Below are 18,038 nucleotides of genomic sequence, written 5' to 3' on the forward strand. Positions count from 1 at the left end.
GAGCTCCTGCCCGTAACTTGACAGGCAAGAGCCCTGCAGCCCTGTAAACCGCCTGTCGATCAAGAACGGTTGGTAACCGGGTCACGGGCTGTGAACGACAGACTTCGAGCATCTTCGGCATGCCGGAAGTACGGTGAAGGTTAGCGACGGCCCATCCCGCCCGGAGAAGACCTGGCGGGTTGCCTGAGCACCGAGCACGTCGTGGGCATCGAGTCGCAAGCTCGCCGAACTGACTGTCGCCGACGTGGTCGAGTATCACGGCGATATCGATGGCAGGTTTACTGGATCGGCTCATCTGTTCCTCGCTTGTGCTCCCTTCGTCGTCTCCTCAGCGACCGTTTCGCCTACTACGCTCAGCGAAGGTCGCTTGGTGTTGATGTCCCGTGATTGACGCATGGGTGCTGTGTCGGTGGGGCTCGGTCGAGTGCCGATCGGAGTGTTTTCGCTGGTGAGGACTTTGGCGTGGGCTTTTCGGACCGGTTCGGTCCGAAAAGTGGCGGCTGTGTGCGGGGGCCGGGTGAGGCGGAGTTGACGCCGAGGCGGTTGTTCCCGCGCGACTGGCTGAAGTGCTGGAGTTGGCCGCTGATCTGCCGGTGAAGAGCTCGGTCGGTCAAATGCGCCGGCGGCGGCATCCTGGGCGGGAGCGGCTGGTGAGCGGGCGACCTGCCGGCGTCGTTGCGGTCGAGGAGGCCGAACAGTTCGCTCTCGTGGAGGGTGAACGAGACGTCGTCGGCCGCCACCTGCCGTCCGTATACCTTGTGCGGATCGGTGATCTCGATGATTTCCATGCGGCCGACGGTGGGAAGCGCGGCGTGGCGGGCGGAATGCGTCTGCGGCCCCGGCGGAGGTGTACCTAAGTTCACCTTGGAACGGGCATCACAGCCACTGCGGGCCAAGCGCCGGGTGTCACAGACTTGGTGCCGTGATCCTCCGGACGGTGGCCGGATTCGGGCTCGCTCTGACGCTGCTCGCCCTGGCCGTGGTGAACGCGGTGATCGGCGCGCCGGCCCTGCTGTCGATCTGGCTGTGCTTCGGCTTCGGCCTGGTCGTCCTCTTCCCGGCCACCGTCCGCCTGCTCCGCCGCCGCGCCCCTGGGGGGCGGCTGGTTGCCGCTGTTCCCACAGGGGTTGGTCGCGGCGGGCTTCGAGATTCTCCGCGCCGACGAGCGGAGCCGGTTCCTGGCGCTCTACTTGCCCGAGGCGCTCCGGTGGCACTGTTGCAATGCTGATCAGGGCGACTGATCGACGCATAGGTGTTGTGTCGGTGCGGCTCGGTCGAGTGTCGATTTGAACGTCTCGCTGGTGAGAGCTTTCTGACGGCTCTTTCGGACCGGTCGGTCCGAAAGGTGAGGGAGATGTGCGGGGGTTGGAATGGGTGAGGTGGAGTTGACGCCGAGGCGGTTGTTCGCTGCGCGGCTGGCCGAGCTGCTGGAGCTGGCCGCTGATCTGCCGGTGAAGAGTCTGGTCGGTGAGGTGAATCGGCGGCGGCCCGCAGGGCGGGGGCGGCCGGTGAGCGGGCCGCGGATCAGCGATTGGAAACGTGGTCGCCATCTGCCGGAGTCGGAGGCGGCGTTCTTGGTGATGGTCCGGGTGCTCGTGGAGCATTGCCGACGTCTGCGGGTGCCGCCTGGGCAGGTGAGCGCGGGGCTGCTGGATGAGGAGCAGTGGCGGCGATGGTTGCGCGAGGCTCGGTCGTCTCCGCCTGATCCGGTGGCGGCCGATCCGGCCCGCGCGAGGGAGACCCCCGCTGAGGCGATCGGGGCGGGGGAGGCGGCTGGGGCGGCGCTGGAGGCCATCCAGGCGAGGGAGGCCGAGGAGGCGGCCGAGGTGGTCAACCGGTGGGTCGGGGAATGTCCGTATCCGGGGTTGGCGGCGTTCGAGCAGGATCAGGCGCGGGTGTTCTTCGGCCGGGAGAGGTTGACCGCGCAGTTGGTGGACGCGCTGGCCAACCGGTTGGATCGTCCGGGGATTCTGGTGGTGGCCGGGGCGTCGGGGGCGGGTAAGTCCTCGCTGGTGCACGCCGGGTTGTTGCCGGCGTTGGCCGGTGGGGGGTTGAGCGCCGAGTCTGCCGGGTGGCCGGTGGCGGTGCTGCATCCGACCGCCACGCCGTGTGACGAGCTGGCGCGGGTGCTGGCCGCGGTGGCCGGCGCCGACCCGACCCTGATCCGGCGGGTGCTGCAGAGTGCGCCGCAGCAGGCGCACACCGTGGTGCGTGACGCGGTGGTCACCCGTGCCCGTGCCCGTGCCTTGGCCGGTGGGCCGGCCACCAGCAGCGGAGATCGGCTGGTGCTGGTGGTGGATCCGTTCGAGCGGGTGTTCACCCTGCCGGAGGATGCCGAGTCCGGCGATGCGGGGTGGGCCGAGGGGCAGCGGGCGGATTTCATCGCGGCGTTGCACGCGGCGGCGACCCGGCCGTGCGGGCCGGACGGTGAGCCGGCGGCGTTGGTCATCGTGGTGGTGCGCAGCGACTTTCTCACCGACTGCGCGGCCTACCCGCAGCTGGCCGACGCGGTGCGGGACGGGTTGTTTTTGGTCGGGCCGATGAGCGGGCCGGAGTTGCGCCTGGCCCTGACCGGTCCCGCCGAGCAGGCCGGGGTGGAGATCTCTCCGGCGCTGGTGGACACCATCCTGGGTGATCTGCCGGGCCGTGCGGGTGAGGGCCGATACGAGCTGGGGGCGCTGCCGCTGCTGTCGGAGGCGATGCGGGTCACCTGGAAACACCGCGAAGGGAACAAGCTGACCAGCCGCAGCTACGGACTGTCGGGCGGGGTCGCCCACGCCATCCAGACCAGCGCGGAAACCGTGTACACCGCGCTGCCCGCCCATCAGCAGGCCGTCGCCCGGCAGGTGTTCCACCGGCTGACCAAGCTCACCGCCGACGGGCGGCCCGTCCGCCGGCCCATGCCCTACCAGCGCCGGCCCATCCCCCAATCTTCGCCGGCCGCCGTGGGCCCGCCGGCTGAGCGGAAGGGGGGCGCCGACCCGGCACATGTCGAGCAGGTGGTGGAGGCGTTCGCCGCGCAACGGCTCATCGTGGTCAGCGAGCAGACCGCGGAGATCACCCACGACTCCCTGCTGCACGCCTGGCCGCGGCTCGCCGGGTGGCTCGAGCAGGACCCGGCCGACCAGGCCCTGTACCACCGGTTGGTGGAGGACGCCGAGGACTGGGCCCGCAACCAGCGTCGCGCGTCGTTTCTGTACCACGGTGAGCGCCTGACCTCGGTCCTGGACGCCCGGCCGCACTGGCAGGCCCATTCCGACCGCTACCCCGCCCTGCCGGACGCCGCCGAGAGGTTCCTGGACGCCGCCATCACCGCGCGTAAACGCGCCACGCTGCTGCGCCGCACCGTGACCGCCGCCCTGGCCGTGTTGCTGGTCATAGCGATGGGCGCGGCGGGCGTCGCCTTGAAGGCCGAGCGCGACATCAGCGGCCAGCGCGATGTGGCCCTGTCGCGGCGGCTGGCCGCCCGAAGCGAACTGCTCAGCGGCGGCGACCCCGCACTGCCCGCGTTGCTGGCGGCGACGGCCTGGCGGATCAGCCCCACGCCTGAAGCCCTCGCCGCCATGCTCAACATCCTCAGCCGCCCTCAACGCGCCGTCCTGACCGCCCCCTTCCGTCCGATCTCCGCGGTGGCCTTCGGCTCAGACGGGCGGACGCTGGCCACCGTCGGCGACGGCCTGGCGCGATTGTGGGACGCCAGGGCCCGCAAACTGATCGACACCCCCCTCCCCGGGTACACCGGCTGGGTCTCCTCGGCGGCCTTCAGCCCCGACCGGCGAACGCTCGCCATCGGCGACAACGGCACGGTGCGACTGTGGGACATCACCACGCGCACCCCCCTCGGCGGCCCGTTCACCGCCCACAAGAACGCCGTCACCTCTCTCTGCTTCAGCCCCGACGGACAGACCCTGGCCACCGGCGGTTTCGACGGCACCGTGCGATTATGGGACACCGCGACGCGCGCTCCCATCGGTGATCCGCTCCCCGCCCACACCAAAGCGGTCACCGCCCTCTCCTTCACCTCGGACGGAATGACCCTGGCCACCGGCGGTTTCGACGGCACCGTGCGATTATGGGACACCGCGTCCCGCACACTCATCGGCGGTCCGCTCACCGGTCACACCAAGGCGGTCACCGCGATCTCCTTCAGTGCCGACAGGCAACTGCTGGCCAGCAGCGGCCTGGACGGCGTGGTGCGACTGTGGCAGGTCAGAACGCGCACACCGATCAAGCTTTCTCTCCCCGTTCACCCCCGTGGCGACTTCTCTGTGGCTTTCAGCCCCAACAGGCCGTCGATCCTGGCCGTTGGCGGCGGTGACGGCGCCGTGCGGTTATGGGACGCGGCGACCCGCACGACCATCGGCGCGCCGCTCACCGGCCACATCTACCAGGTCACCTCGGTCGCCTTCAGCCCCGACGGACAGACCCTGGCCACCGCCAGTGTGGACAACACCGTGCGGTTGTGGAACATCAGACTCCACACCTCAATCGGGACTCCGCGCACCGATCAGCCCAGCTTGGGCACCCCGGTCGCCTTCAGCCCCGACGGACAGACCCTGGCCACCGGTGACAGTGACGGCGCCGTGCGGTTGTGGGACGCCGCGACCCGCACCCCCATCGGCGCGCCGCTCACCGGCCACACCAGGTTGATCACCTCAATCGCCTTCAGCCCCGACAGCCGAACCCTGGCCACCAGCAGTTTCGACGGCACGACACGATTGTGGAACACACGGACCGGTAAGCCCATCGGTGCACCGCTGACCGGACGCCTCTTCGCGACCACTTCGGTCGCTTTCAGCTCTGACGGACAGACCCTGGTCACCAGCGGCGCGGACGACAGCAGCGCGCAATTATGGGATGTCCGGACAGGTAGACCCATCAATGCCCCGCTCGCCAGCAGCCGCGGATGGGACACTTCGTCCGTTCTGAGCTCTGATGGACGGATCTTGGCCAGCATCAGCCAGGAGGGCGCGGTGCGGCTCTGGCAGGTCAATAGCCGCAATCCCATCGGCGCCCCGCTCGCCGGCCTCACCAACGGGGTCGCCTCGGTGGCTTTCAGCCCCGACGGACGGATCCTGGCCACCGGCAGCAAGGACGGCACGGTGCGGCTCTGGCAGGTCAAGACGCGCACTCCCATCGGCGCCCCCCTCGCCGGGCACACCGACGGGGTCACCTCGCTCGCCTTCAGTCCCAACGGACAGACCCTGGCCACCAGCGGCACGGACGGCACCGTGCGCCTGTGGGACACCGCGACCAGCGCGCCCATCGGCGCCTCCCTCGCCAGCCACACCGACGGGGTCACCTCGCTCGCCTTCAGCCCCGACGGGCAGACGCTGGCCACCGGGGGCAACGACGGCACGACACGCTTGTGGGATGTAGGCATGCCCAAAGATCTGCTGGCAGCCGTCTGCGCGATACCCGCCCGTTCCTTCACCCGCGCCGAATGGGCCCAATACGTATCAGAGGTGGACTATCGACCAGTGTGTCCCTGACGCCCGGGAAACAAGCTCCTACTGCTGTGCCCAGGCCGGGGTCCAGGCTTCGCCGTCGGAGGGGGCGGGACGCCTGGAGGCGAAGTGGGCGCGGAGGGCGGCGAGGCCGGGGTGGGGGTTGTCGCGGTGCCAGGTCAGGGAGTGCGGGTAGACCGGTGTCGGGTCGCGTACGGCGATGCGCCGCAGGCCGTGGTCGGCGGGCCAGACGAGGCGGGTCCGCTCGCCGACGAAGGTCGCCAGTGACCGTGAGTCGGCGATGGTGTCCAGCAGGGGCTCGGTGCCGAAGTCAGGGCTGGTGATCTCGATGGTGAGCCCGAACGCGGCGGCGAGGTCGTCGTAGAAGGCGGCCCACTCGGTTCCGGGGACGAGTCCGGGCATCCAGATGCGGTGCCCGGCGAGTTCGGCGGGCGTGACCGCGCGGACGCCGGCGAGCTCGTGGGCCGGTCCGGTGAGAAGCTGGACGGGTTCGTCGAACACCCGGGCGGCCCCGATGTCGCCGGGAAGCTGCCGGCCGGGCATGGTGACGGCGCGGAAGGACGCGTCGATCGTGCCGGACCGCACGGCGGCTATGGCCGCGTCCGCGTCGAAGAGGGTCACGACATCGAGTTCGACCTCGGGATGCGCGCGGTGGAAGTCGCCCAGCAGGGCGGCCGGGGCGAGCCGGCGGCCGATCACGTCGACGCGCAGCGCGCGATGGCCGGGACGAACGCTGGCGATCGCCCGCTCCTCGGCCCGTAGGAGATCGCGGGCGTGGGGCAGGAACGCCTGCCCGTCGATGGTGAGCTGCGCACCTCGCGCGGTGCGCGTGAACAGTCGCACACCGAGGTTCCTCTCCAGTGTGGCGATGCGCTTGGAGACGGCCTGCTGGGTGATCGACATCTGGTCGGCGGCGTCCTGGAACCGCCCCGCGTCCGCGGCGGCCACGAAGGTGCGCACAGCATCGAGATCCACACCGGAAGGTTAGTCCCACACCAGTTGGTTGTGTCTTGGCGGCAGATCTGTTGTTTGATCTCGCCATCCACTCGCCGCTTGGATACCGGTGGTCAATGTGTGGTTGTTCGGATCGACGGGACGTGGGGTCGGGCATGACGGGCGGGCGGGCGCTGGGGCGGCGGTTCGGGTGGTTGTGGGCGGCCTACGCGGTCAGCGCGTACGGCACGGGTCTCGGGTTCGGGGCGTTCCCCTTGATCGCGGTCCTCGTGCTGCACTCCGGGCCGGCCGAGGTGTCGGCGCTGTCCGCCGCGGGGCTGGCGGTGGGGGCCGTGGTCGCGGTGCCGCTCGGACCGTGGGTGGAGTTCCGCCGCAAGCGGCCGGTGATGGTGGCGATGGACCTGACCCGCTTCGCGGCGTTGATGAGCGTCCCCGCCGCGTTCGCGCTCGGCCTGCTCAGCTTCGCGCAGCTCCTCGTCGTCTCCGTCGTCGCCGCCGCGGCCAAGATCGCCTTCAACGCGGCCGGCGGCGCGTATCTGAAGACGCTCGTGCCACCCGAGGACCTGCTGGTCGCGAACGCCCGCTTCGAGTCCACGACGTGGGCCTCGACCGTGGCGGGGCCGCCGCTCGGCGGGCTCGCGATCGGGATGTTCGGCCCGGTGGCAACGGTGATGGCCGACGCGGTCAGCTACCTGCTGTCGGCACTGTGCGTCCGGACGATCGGCGGAGGCGAGCCGCGCCCGACGCGAACCGGCGCGCGACGGCTGCGCGCGGGCGACCTGCTCGAAGGGTGGCGTCTCATCCTGGCCCACCGGGCGCTGCGCCGGATGTTCTGCAACACGATCCTGGTCAACGGCCTGATCATGGCGACCGAGCCGCTGCTCGCCGTACTCCTGCTCGGCCACCTCGGGTTCACCCCCTGGCAGTATGGCCTCGCGTTCGCCCTCCCCTGTGTCGGCGGCCTCGTCGGGGCGCGGCTGGCGCGCCGGCTCGTGGCCCGGTTCGGGCAGCGGACGGTGATGCGCGCCGCCGGGGCGCTGCGCGCGATCTGGCCCGTGGGGCTGGCGTTCGTCCAGCCCGGAGTCCCCGGGATCATGCTCGTCATCGCCGTCCAATTCGGCCTGGTGACCTGCTGCGGCGTGTTCAACCCGGTGGTGTCCACCTACCGGTTGGAGCACACCGACCCGGGCCGGGTCGCCCGCACCCTGGCCGCGTGGTCGGTCAGCGGCAGCGCCACCATCGCGGCCCTGACCGCCGTATGGGGCCTGCTGGCCGCGATCACCGGTCCCCGCACCGCCATCGCCGTCGCCGGAGTCCTCCTCCTGGCCACCCCGCTACTGCTCCCGCGCCGCGAGGACACGCCGCGAGAGCGCCCGCACGACGCGCTGCGGGACGCGGCGGTCCGGACCGGGCTCGGAACCCGGTCCGGACCGGGCTCGGATCGGTCACAGGGAGCGGAGATAGTCGGTGACCGCTGACGCGTCGCCGGCGTCGGCGATCAGGCCGACGTAACCGTCTGGACGCACGAGGACCTGGGCGTCGTGGCCGTATGCGCGTGCCACGTGTCCGGCGTCGTCGGTGAGGCCGCCCGGCCCGATCAGGTAGGGCGCGACGACGTCGGTCTTGAGGTCGTCCAGTGCGGCGCCACAGCGTTCACCGAGGCCGAGCAGGGTGAACCGGGGTCCTCGGAAGAGGTCGAACAGGCGTATCCGCGACCCGGTGACCGGGTCGAGGCAGAGACCGTCCGGCGCCCGGTCGCCTGGCCGGACGTGGCCGGATCGGCCCGCGGCGTCACGGGACAGCCGGCTCCACCGGTATCCGAGCTGGAGCTGGGTGAGTTCGGGCGAGGCCACGGCGTCCACGCCGCCGCCCGACTGCTCGATCGCCGTGAGGACCGCGTCGAGCCGTTCCGAGGTGATGTCGAGGAGCCGGCTCGCTATCGGCAGCCGTTCCTCGTCGTAGGTGTCGAGCAGGTCCGGTGCGGCCTTGCCGGCCAGCACGAGGCCGAGTTTCCAGCCCAGGTTGTAGGCGTCCTGGATGCCGGTGTTCATGCCGAGGCCGCCGGCGATGGGGTGCACGTGCGCGGCGTCTCCGGCGAGGAACACTCGGTCCACGCGAAGCCGGTCGACCATACGGACGTTGACGCGGTAGCTCGAGCTCCAGGTCAGATCGCGCAGCCGCACACCGGGGATTCCGGCGACGCGGTCGAAGGTCCGCTGGAACGTCTCCAGCGTCGGCTCCAGCGGCGTTCCGTCCGGGCCGAGCTCGTGCGATGCCTGGACCTGGAAGGCGGTCGTGCCGGGTAGCGGGCAGAGCATGATCGCGCTGCCGCCGGCGAACCACTGGTGCCAGGCGTCACGGCCGAGTCCGTCGACCTCGACGTCGCCGACCGCCATGAGCTGGATGTCCGGCGTTTGACCGTGCAGACGCAGGCCGAGTGCCTTGCGGACGGTGCTGCGGCCCCCGTCGCAACCGACCAGGTACCGCGCGCGGATCGGCTTACCCGCGACGGTCGCGGTCACACCGTCGGCGTCCTGGCCGATGTCCCGCAGCTCGGCGTCGACTTCGACGGCGACGTCGAACTCGGCGAGCCGCTCGCGCAGCGTCCGCTCCACCCGCCACTGCGGGATCAGCAGGCCGGTCGGGTAGGGGACGTCCGGCGTCGCCACCCGATCGGCCTCCGGGTCGATCTCGGCGACGACCTCCGCGCCCCGGTACTTGCGATGCGGCAGGTGCGTGGTGCCGGACTCCAGCAGCCGCTCGACCACGCCGAGATCGTCGAGCACCTCCAGGCTGCGTGGACTCAAGCCCTTGCCGCGCGACCCATGGGGGAACTCGGGAACCCGATCGACGATGCGTACCGCGACGCCACGTCGGGCCAGATCACACGCGAGCGTGAGGCCGGTCGGCCCGGCACCCACCACGAGAACATCGGTCTGCTTCATACCGGGCATCTAAGCGTTACCCGGTTAAAAACGCAACTCGGTTACATAAGATACTCTGATCGCATGGTTGAGCCGGTCGGGCTGCGGGCCCGCAAGAAGGCCCGCACCCGCGACGCCATCGCCGACGCGGCGATCTCGCTGTTCCTCGCCCACGGCTTCGACCAGGTGTCGGTCGCCGACATCGCCGCGGCCGCCGAGGTCTCCAAGCCGACCCTCTTCAGATACTTCGCCGCCAAAGAGGACCTGGTCCTGCACCGGATCGCCGATCACCACGGTGAGGCCGCGCGGGTGGTGCGCGACCGTGAGCCCGCGATCTCGCCGCTGACCGCGCTGCACCGGCACTTCCGGGCCGGCCTCGACCGCCGCGACCCCGTCACGGGTCTCAACGACCATCCCGAGGTGCTGACGTTCCACCGCCTGGTCTTCAGCACGCCGAGCCTGGCCGGACGGGTCACCCAGTACGCGCTCGACAACGAGGAGGCGCTGGCCGCCGCCCTCGGCGGTGACATCACGGCCCGGCTCCAGGCGGCACAAGTGATCGCGGTCCAACGGGTGCTCGCCCGGACCACCTGGCGGAAACTCGCGGCCGGGCGAACCGCCGACGAGGTCTATCCCGAGGCCGTCGCGGACGCCGACCGGGCATTCGCGCTGCTCCAGACCGGAACCCGCGACGCCACGGAGGCCGGTTCGCGGGAGATCCGGCCACCAGCCGTCCCCCACTGAGCCTTCTCGCGACGGCGCTTTCAGGGCAGGCGCGGAGCGTTCAGGCGCCAGGTGGCCCAGACCGTCTTTCCGGGGGCGTCCCAGCAGTGTCTTCGCGCATCGCTGTGACGAGCCGTTCGCGGTGAGCGCGAGCCTCTGGGACGCGTTCATGGACGGCACCAAGAAGGGCGAGTTCGACTTTTCCAGCAGGGGCTCACGAAGATCCACCGGCTTGCCCGCCGTACAGCGGCACCGACTTCGCCGCACAGCATCTCGCCGGCCCTGTGTGTGCCGATGGGAAGCAGCCACATCGGTCAGAGGGAGCAGGGAAGCCCTCGCCCAAGGACGGAGACGGCTCCCGAACCGGACGACCCGGAACTCGGGCGCGCCTGGGTCGGGGCGTGGACGAGAGTCACTTCACGTCGGACGGTTCCGGGCGCGTCTTACCGAGCGAGGGCGTGCACCGTTTCCCCGATGGAGACCTGCCCATTGATCAGCACGAGTTCCGCTTCGGAGCGCACGTTCCCCGCCGTACCAGCGAGAACGACTGCTCGGACTACTTCCCAGTTCTGATCTTCTTCTTCCGCGCACGATGCAGCGCCTTCAAGACCAACGATTGACCGCGCCCGTTTCCTTCTAGATCGAATCTGATACCACTACGCTCCAAAAGCCCCACGATGTTGAGAACCGAGTCTTGGAGCTGTCGCGTCTCTTCTTCCGACAGGACCGCCGCAGGCGGGGTTGATGAATTCATCGCGGCAGCCTCTAGCCCGACCTTGCGCAACCATGCGCTCAGTTTCATTCCTGCTGCTGATGCCGCCGTCATCAGCGAGCCCAGGTCATCCGGGCTGACCCGCACCGAGACGACACGGCCAAGAACGGCAGGCGTGGATTCCTCGGCCACCTGCTCACGATTGTCATAGAACCACTGTGCACGCTCCGCTTCATCCATCGCTGCGATGTCCCGCGCGCTTGGCTCGCCGTCAGTCATCATGACCCCCTTTTAGGTGTGTCGTATGCCGCCACCGGTCTCGCGATCTCCAGTTCGTGAACGCCCCAGTCACGCTTCTTCGTGACCGGATACAGGACGACCACCGTGACGCGTCGCCCCGCGTCAGTGACACCGACGAGGAGATAATGATCAAGGATCGGCTCCCCATCCCTGTGCGACTGACGAACATCGGGCATGTTGCGGACGACCTGCTCGATCTCCTCTCTCGAGATGCCATGCCGTTGTGCGTGGTCGATGTTCCAGTCATCCCAGTCCAACGGCAGTTCGATGAGTGGGAGCGGCTTGCTCATCAACAACCTTTCATGTCATACATCTTACGGTGTTGCCGTCATACGGACCAGGGTGGTCGCGACCCGCGTACTGACGTAGAACGGATCAGCACCTGTCCTGACCAGCCGTCAAGATCCGGAAGGATGAAGTTCTCCATCAACCCGCTGAGCCTTCGCGCGACGGCGCTTTCAGGGGAGGCGCGGGGCGTTCAGGCGCCAGGTGGCCCAGACCGTCTTTCCGGGGGCGTCCGTGAGCGGGGTGATCCCGTAGGCGTCGGCGAGGTGCTCGACGATGGTCAGGCCTCTGCCGTGGATCGCCTCGACGTCCAGGCGCAGGCGGCGAGGGCGCTCGGATCCCCGGTCGGTGACCTGGACGCGCAGTTCGTCGTCCTCGGCGTCGATCGTGAGCCGGACCGGCGGCCGGCCGTACGTCATGGCGTTGGCCAACAGCTCCGTGACCACGAGAACCACATCGTCGGTGAGAGGCCGCAGGGCCCAGGCGTCGAGGACTTCTTTCACCATGGCGCGGGTCTTGCCGATCATGGCCGGGTCGTCGGGGAGGTCCCACCAGACCGTACGCGGGCCGTCCGGCGCCTGCGCCGTGGGCGCGGCCCGGAATGGCGTGTGGGGGTTCGCCGGGATCGGCCGCGCTGGCCGGAATGGGTCATCAGGATCTCGCTTTCCCGGTCGCTCGACGGCCATTGTTCTCCCCTCATAGTCGGACATAGTGGGCTAGTTTTGACGGCCCTATATAGAGCGCTCACCAAAACGGGCGAGAAGGCCTCGTCGGCTGCTTCCACGGTTTCTCGAACCACTTCACAGCGTGCCTTCGACCGGCTACGTTGTGCGTCGAAAGGCAGGAGACATTGCGGGACACCATGTAATAAGGGTGTGCTCCTTGTGCTTGCCGTGTAGCGAATTCTCGTCCCGACGGAGCCGCCATGTCCGTACCCCCCGACCCCGATCCGGCGGTCAGGCCACTGGTTCACCTCGGCGCCGAAATGCGAAAGCACCGAATAAGATCGGATATGACCCAGCAGCGCCTGGCCGGCATCATCCAGTTCAGCCAGAGCCTGGTCGGCTTCGTCGAACGCGGCGTACGCAATCCGAGTCAGAACTTCATGCAGCGCTACGACGACGCCGTGCAGGCGGACGGCGAACTGGTCCGCCTATGGGCCCACCTGACACGCGGCGCCAGCCCCAGATGGTTCCGCAACTGGCTGGACGTGGAGCGCGAAGCGCACACTCTGCACAGCTGGGAGCCGCTGGTCGTTCCCGGCCTGCTGCAAGTAGAGGACTACGCGCGGGTCGTCATCAGCGGCGAGCCTGGACTCACCGAGGAGCAAGCGGAAACGGCCGTGCAGGCACGTCTCGAACGGCAGAACATCCTCACGCTCTCTGCGCGCCCGATGCTCTGGGTGGTGCTGGACGAAGGCGTCCTGCGCCGGCCGATCGGGGGCGAGAAGATCATGCGTCGTCAGCTTGCGCGGCTTCTGGAGGTCGCGGAGTCGCCGAGGGTGAGCATCCAGATCGTCCCCTTGGCTCTGGGAGCGACCACTGGCACTTCCGGCGCGTTTATCATCGCGCAACTTCGCGGAGGTGCGGATACGGTGTATATCGAATCCGCGACTCACGGGCGCGTGACGAATCGGCTAGAAGATGTCGAGATGATCCGTGCCAGATACGACAAAATCCGGGCTGATGCACACCCCCAGCATGTCTCGATCGAGTTGATCAGAGAGGCGCAGAAATCATGGACTTGAGTGATGAGCTGAAGACAGCCGATTGGCGCAAGGCGGCCAAGAGCGCGTCCAACCAGGGGAACTGCCTGGAGGTGGCTCCGCTGTCGGGTGGGCGGGTGGGGCTTCGGGACACCGAGGCTCCGGAGAAGGAGCCGTTCGTGGTGAGCGCGAGCGTCTGGGACGCGTTCATGGACGGCGCCAAGAAGGGCGAGTTCGACTTCTAGCACGGTCTCCACGTAGATCCACCGGCTTGCCCGCCGTACAGCGGCACCGGCTCCGCCGCACAAGCGTCTCGCCGACCCGGTGCCGATGGGAAGCGGCCACGTCGGGCAGAGGGGACAGGGACGTCTCCACTCAATGACGAAGTGGGAAGCAGCCACGTCGGGCAGAGGGGGCCGGGACGTCCCCACCCCATGACGAAGACGGCCAGAACGACTGATCGGACCGCCGATCAGTCGTGATCTTGTTCTTCGGCGTACGATGCGGGCTTTTGGGGCGACGGTTGATGGGAGTGTACGGTTTTGTTGTCGGTGTGACTCCTGATCAAGGGGGAAGCCCCTGGTGAGCGCTGTGATCCAGCAGCTGCCTCCAGGGCGGGCGTGACGGACCGACTGGAAGATCGACAGCGGCGGCGCGGTCTCTCGCGGCCTTCCTTCCGCGGTCACGAACCCTCTTGCCGGATTCACCATGGAGCACCGTTGAGCGAGCTAGGCACCTGCGATGGAGCCTGAGACCACACCCCCGGCCTTCGGCTCCGAACGCGCTTCCCCGCGGCGGTCCGGGGACGGACGCGCGGCGGGCCGCTCGTCGGTCCAGGAGGCCCCGCGCGGGCCGGAGGGCAGGGGGGCGCCGCTCGGCGAGACACCGGCCCAGGGGGTGCCCGAGGCCGAGTGGTCCGACCGGGACGGTCGCCGACGGGCCTGGACGGGCCGAGCCATCCTCACGCTGGTCATGGTCGTGCAGGCACTGCTGTCGACGCGACTGCACAACACGGCCTTCATGGACGAGGCGCTCTATATCTACGCCGGCCGGATGGAGTGGGCGCACATCTTCACCGGGGCTGCCGTCAACCCCTCCTACAGCGACACCTTCTCCGGCTCACCCGTGCTGTATCCCCTGCTCGCCGGAGCGATGGACGCGCTGGGCGGCCTGACCGGGGCACGCGCCCTGAGCCTGCTCTTCATGCTCGGCTGCACCGGCCTTCTCTATTCGCTGACCCGCCGCCTGTTCGACGAACGCGTGGGCGTGTTCGCGGCCGTCGTCTTCGCGGCCGCCCAGTCGACGATCGTGCTGGGCTGGTTCGCGACCTTCGACTCCGCGGCCCTGTTCCTGCTGGCCCTCGCCGCGTGGCTCGTGGTCCGCACCGACCGGGCCGGTCCGTTCGCGGTCCTGTTCGCCGCGCCGATCCTGGTCCTCGCCTTCTGCACCAAGTACGCCGCCGGACTGTTCCTCCCCACGGTCGTCGGGCTGGCCGTCCTCGTCGCCTGGCCCCATCGGGGTGCGCGCGCGCTCTGGCGGGGGGTGCTGCTGTCGGTCGCCCTGGGAGCCATCGGCGGCGCCGTGCTGTACGGCAGTTCCCTGCTGGCGGGCATCCAGTCCACCACCACCTCCCGCGCTCACGGCACCAGCGCCACGAGCGCGCTGATCGACGTGTCGATCGAATGGATAGGGCCGGCCCTGGCCCTGGCCTGCGTGGGGGCACTGTCCTACGTGTGGCGCGGCCGGATGGGCGAGGTCGCCTCCGCGGCCCGCAAGACCACCGGCGAAGAGCCGGGCAGGGTCTGGCGAGCGACGCTGGGCCTGCTGCTCTGCGGAACGGCTCTGCTGGCCCCGGCCTACCAGATTCATCTGTCGACCTCGGTGTCCCTCCACAAGCACGTCGGGTTCGGCCTCTTGTTCTTCGCGCCGCTGGCCGGACTGGGTCTGTCCAGGATCGTCGGCCCTTTGCGCCGCACCACGACCGGCCTGCCGATCATCCGCGCCGCGACCGGCCTGATGATCACCCGTGCCGCGATCGGCCTGACGATCGTCGTGATCGCCTTCTCCTCGGGCTTCACACAGTCTCAGTGGCGCTACGCGACCTGGCCGGACTCGACGCGGCTCGTCGACCTGCTCCGTCCCCATGTGAACGACCAGGGCCGGTACCTCGCGGACATCGCGCAGGTGCCCACCTACTACTTCAAGGACGTCACCGGCTGGAAGCAGTGGACGGGCACCTACCACCTCACCTACACCGACGCCAAGGGCGTCAAGCGCACCGGCGCGAGCGCCTACACGGCGGCCATCGATGACGGCCGCTACGACTTCGTGGTGCTGCAGAAGCCCGGGGTCTCGAAGTTCGATCCCGCCATCGCGAAGGCCCTGCCGAGTAGCGGCAAGTACCGCCTCTACGCGGAGCTGCCGTTCAGCACGACCTTCGGGGACGGCTCCTACCAGGTCTGGTCGAGATCGTGACTCGGCGATCGGGTCTCGGGTGGGACGGCGGCGGCTCCCGGGCGGCCGTGGTCCGGCGCGCGGCCGGGAGCCGCTTGGGGACGTCGAGTGGGCCGGGTGGGCCTCAGTGGACGGGGGCGGTGGCGGGGACCTGCTCCTCCGGGGCGGTGGTCGGCGTCGTCTGCTCGGGCAGGAAGGTGACGACGCTCGGCTCCTTGGGGGCCTTGCCGAGACGCTCGCGGAGCCTCATGGCCGGCTTCTCGATGAGGTAGAAGCTCACCGTGGCACAGGCCACGCTGCCGATCAGGGTGACCAGCAGCAGCACCCCGAAGTTCCCGGCGCGGAACAGGTTGCCGTGCCAGAAGTAGATGATCGCGATGTGCCACAGGTAGATGCCGTAGGAGATGCGTCCGAGGAAGAGCATCACCTTGTTGGTCACCACCGACTCGATGAACCGCGACCGCAGGTGTGGCACGGTCAGCGGGGTCACGGCGAGGAACCCGAAGGCCAGGTACATGACGTGCTCGACGACGCCCTGCCCGACGCCGGGGTAGTTGGCGCTGGCCGGGTCGCCGAACGGCGAGACGCAGGCCAGCAGGTAGGCCAGCAGCGCGCCGCCCCAGCAGGCGAGCGGCCACTTCTCGGCGGCGCGGTAGGCGGCGGGCACGTGGTCCCTCGACACCTGCGCGGCCGCCGACAGCGTGGCGAGCATCATGCCGGTGGCGATGAAGTCGATCCAGCCGATCGGCCAGTTGCCCTCGATCGGCCAGGCGCCGAAGGACGGCATGTGCGTCCAGGCGGTCCAGGCGATGCTGATCGGGATCATCAGGGACAGTGAGATGAGGATGCGGCGCACGCGGGCGGCGGGACTGGCGGCCCCGCGGGCGATCTTGTGCAGGATCCAGGCGATGACCGGCAGCGCGAAGTAGAACGCGATCTCGGTCGCGAGGCTCCAGGTCTGCTCGCCGCCGAGGACCCAGGCGTTCTCCTGGTAGATCTGCAGCAGCAGCACCGGCCGCACGACATCCCAGATCCCATGGATGTTGTCCCGGTTGAGCGTCACGAGGACGACCGCGATCAGCACCCAATAGGCCGGAAGGCACCGCAGCGCGCGGCGCCACAGATAGGGCTTCACACGGGGTGTCGGGGTGCCGGCGATGGTGGCCAGAGCGAACGGGCGGTAAAGCAGCATGCCCGACAATGTGAAGAAAATCGGCAGGCTCACCTGAAGCTGGTTGAGCAGGACGCTGAAGACGCCGTTCCCGGTCTCCTCCAGGCCCGGGGCCTCGTTCCACCGCATCTGGCCCGCGCTGAAAGCGACGTGGAGAACGAGCACCCCCAGGGCCGCGAGCCCTCGCATTCCCTCAAGATGCGGGAAATAACGGCGTACCGCGCTGGGGGCCGCTCCAGCGGGGTTCCCCGCTTTCTCTGACACGACCATAGAGTGCTCCTTACGAATTGGTCGACGCCACCAGCTTCGTTCCGGGGGTGCCCCGCCGCATCTCACCAATTGCGCAATTTCCCCCGCATCGCGATTCCGCCCGTCTTTTCCCGCGTGTGATTCCACCGCGAGAGACCGGCGGCGGCTCGGCGGGTTCGGTGATCTCGGCGGGTTCGGTGATCTCGGTGATGCGGAGGCCGGTGCGTCAGGTCAGAGACGCGCCGGTGATCTCGGCGGCCACGCCCTGGCGGTTGGGCTCGTCGAGGAGGTAGAAGTGGCCGCCGGGGAACACCCGCATGCGCGCCCCAGCGTCGGCCCGTTCCTGCCAGGCCACCAGCTCGCGCACATGGACGAGCTCGTCACGGTCGCCGCCGATCACGGTGAGCGGCATGGTGAGCCGGCCGCCGTGGTTCTGCCGCACCAGGCGGGCGGCGAGGGTCAGGTCGGAGCGGAGCAGGCCGAGGACGTACCCGCGCCAGAAGGGGTTGTCCAGGATCTCCGGCGGGGTGCCGCCGCCCAGCTTGACGAGGTCGAGCAGGACGGCGTCGTTCCACGCGGCCTCCCGCTCGTACTTCACCCCGGCCGGCGGGTGCGCGCTCAGCACGAGCCTGGCGCACGCGGCCGGTTCTGCCAGTGCCACCGCGACCGCGATCGCGACGCCCATGCTGTGCCCGAAGTACACGGTGGGGCAGGACGGCAGGCCGGTGAGCTCCGCCAGGACGCCTTCCACCACGGCGCGCGGGTCCTCCGGCGTGGCGTCGTAGCCCTCGTTGAAGCGGCGTTCCCTGCCGGGCAGCGTGACGCCGAGCACGTCGTAGGTGTCGGGAAGCGTGCCGAGCAGGGGCATCAGGGCGTTGGGGCCGCCGCCGGCGTGCGGGAAGACGACGACGCGGCCTTCGGGCTCGCCCCGCGCGGCCCGCAGTTCCGCGGTCCACGTCCCGGTCTCGGCGCGCCGCGCCTGCCCTCGGACGCTCATCGGCGCTCCTCCCCGCATCGGGTGCCGGCGCTCACCGGGCCCTCCCATCGGATGCCGGCGCTCATCGGGCCCTCCCATCGGACGCGGGCGCTCACC

At 69.3% G+C, this 18,038-nt stretch carries 15 protein-coding genes; 7 read left to right on the plus strand and 8 right to left on the minus strand.

What is annotated here, in order from left to right:
* Nucleotides 1–353 precede the first annotated feature (353 nt).
* Nucleotides 354–788, minus strand: coding sequence for a hypothetical protein (locus tag ACFO60_RS21105; RefSeq protein ID WP_380842561.1), 435 nt, complete (start codon nt 786–788; stop codon nt 354–356).
* A gap of 134 nt (nt 789–922) precedes the next feature.
* Between ACFO60_RS21105 and ACFO60_RS21110 the strand changes: the two genes are divergently transcribed.
* Together ACFO60_RS21110 and ACFO60_RS21115 are read left to right on the plus strand one after the other, a co-directional pair.
* Complete coding sequence (locus tag ACFO60_RS21110) at nt 923–1,228, plus strand: hypothetical protein (protein WP_380842563.1); 306 nt, start codon at nt 923–925, stop codon at nt 1,226–1,228.
* Nucleotides 1,229–1,379: 151 nt separating this feature from the next.
* Entirely contained in the window at nt 1,380–5,492 is a 4,113-nt protein-coding gene (locus ACFO60_RS21115; protein ID WP_380842566.1) for an NACHT and WD repeat domain-containing protein, read from the plus strand.
* A gap of 18 nt (nt 5,493–5,510) precedes the next feature.
* On the opposite strand, the gene ACFO60_RS21120 is transcribed toward ACFO60_RS21115, so the two are convergent.
* Nucleotides 5,511–6,443 carry a LysR family transcriptional regulator gene (locus ACFO60_RS21120; RefSeq protein WP_380842568.1) on the minus strand — a complete coding sequence of 311 codons (933 nt, stop codon included), beginning with the start codon at nt 6,441–6,443 and terminating at the stop codon, nt 5,511–5,513.
* A 134-nt stretch (nt 6,444–6,577) separates the two neighbouring features.
* On the opposite strand from ACFO60_RS21120, the gene ACFO60_RS21125 reads away from it, so the two are divergent.
* Nucleotides 6,578–7,900, plus strand: a complete 1,323-nt coding sequence (locus ACFO60_RS21125; protein ID WP_380842570.1) for an MFS transporter — start codon at nt 6,578–6,580, stop codon at nt 7,898–7,900.
* Here the strand turns inward: ACFO60_RS21125 and ACFO60_RS21130 are convergent.
* Nucleotides 7,868–9,367, minus strand: a complete 1,500-nt coding sequence (locus tag ACFO60_RS21130; protein WP_380842573.1) for an FAD-dependent monooxygenase — start codon at nt 9,365–9,367, stop codon at nt 7,868–7,870. The two genes, ACFO60_RS21125 and ACFO60_RS21130, sit on opposite strands and share 33 nt — an antisense overlap.
* Before the next feature lie 63 nt (nt 9,368–9,430).
* Between ACFO60_RS21130 and ACFO60_RS21135 the strand changes: the two genes are divergently transcribed.
* The gene (locus tag ACFO60_RS21135; protein ID WP_380842575.1) at nt 9,431–10,090 is read left to right on the plus strand and encodes a TetR/AcrR family transcriptional regulator; all 660 of its coding nucleotides are present in this window, start codon (nt 9,431–9,433) and stop codon (nt 10,088–10,090) included.
* A 535-nt stretch (nt 10,091–10,625) separates the two neighbouring features.
* On the opposite strand, the gene ACFO60_RS21140 is transcribed toward ACFO60_RS21135, so the two are convergent.
* The 3 genes from ACFO60_RS21140 to ACFO60_RS21150 form a co-directional block, all read right to left on the minus strand.
* Nucleotides 10,626–11,063: a hypothetical protein gene (locus ACFO60_RS21140; protein ID WP_380842578.1), complete on the minus strand. Its 438-nt coding sequence runs from the start codon at nt 11,061–11,063 to the stop codon at nt 10,626–10,628.
* Nucleotides 11,060–11,371: a hypothetical protein gene (locus ACFO60_RS21145; RefSeq protein ID WP_380842580.1), complete on the minus strand. Its 312-nt coding sequence runs from the start codon at nt 11,369–11,371 to the stop codon at nt 11,060–11,062. The genes ACFO60_RS21140 and ACFO60_RS21145 overlap by 4 nt, the downstream gene beginning before the upstream one ends.
* A 168-nt stretch (nt 11,372–11,539) precedes the next feature.
* A complete protein-coding gene (locus ACFO60_RS21150) occupies nt 11,540–12,076 on the minus strand; it encodes an ATP-binding protein (RefSeq protein WP_380842582.1) in 537 nt (178 codons plus the stop codon).
* Nucleotides 12,077–12,291: 215 nt separating this feature from the next.
* Between ACFO60_RS21150 and ACFO60_RS21155 the strand changes: the two genes are divergently transcribed.
* The 3 genes from ACFO60_RS21155 to ACFO60_RS21165 all read left to right on the plus strand — a co-directional run bounded on the left by ACFO60_RS21155 (nt 12,292) and on the right by ACFO60_RS21165 (nt 15,546).
* Nucleotides 12,292–13,113 (plus strand): helix-turn-helix domain-containing protein, encoded by an 822-nt coding sequence (locus tag ACFO60_RS21155; RefSeq protein ID WP_380842584.1) that lies wholly within the window; start codon nt 12,292–12,294, stop codon nt 13,111–13,113.
* Entirely contained in the window at nt 13,104–13,316 is a 213-nt protein-coding gene (locus ACFO60_RS21160; protein ID WP_380842586.1) for a DUF397 domain-containing protein, read from the plus strand. The genes ACFO60_RS21155 and ACFO60_RS21160 overlap by 10 nt, the downstream gene beginning before the upstream one ends.
* 496 nt (nt 13,317–13,812) lie before the next feature.
* Nucleotides 13,813–15,546: an ArnT family glycosyltransferase gene (locus ACFO60_RS21165; RefSeq protein ID WP_380842589.1), complete on the plus strand. Its 1,734-nt coding sequence runs from the start codon at nt 13,813–13,815 to the stop codon at nt 15,544–15,546.
* A 103-nt stretch (nt 15,547–15,649) separates the two neighbouring features.
* On the opposite strand, the gene ACFO60_RS21170 is transcribed toward ACFO60_RS21165, so the two are convergent.
* On the minus strand, nt 15,650–16,885 hold the full coding sequence (locus tag ACFO60_RS21170) for an acyltransferase family protein (protein WP_380842592.1): 1,236 nt from the start codon (nt 16,883–16,885) through the stop codon (nt 15,650–15,652).
* 286 nt (nt 16,886–17,171) lie between these two features.
* Complete coding sequence (locus ACFO60_RS21175; RefSeq protein ID WP_380842594.1) at nt 17,172–17,942, minus strand: thioesterase II family protein; 771 nt, start codon at nt 17,940–17,942, stop codon at nt 17,172–17,174.
* Nucleotides 17,943–18,038: the final 96 nt, after the last annotated feature.

The sequence above is a fragment of the Sphaerisporangium dianthi genome (assembly GCF_042654065.1).
Taxonomy (GTDB): domain Bacteria; phylum Actinomycetota; class Actinomycetes; order Streptosporangiales; family Streptosporangiaceae; genus Sphaerisporangium; species Sphaerisporangium dianthi.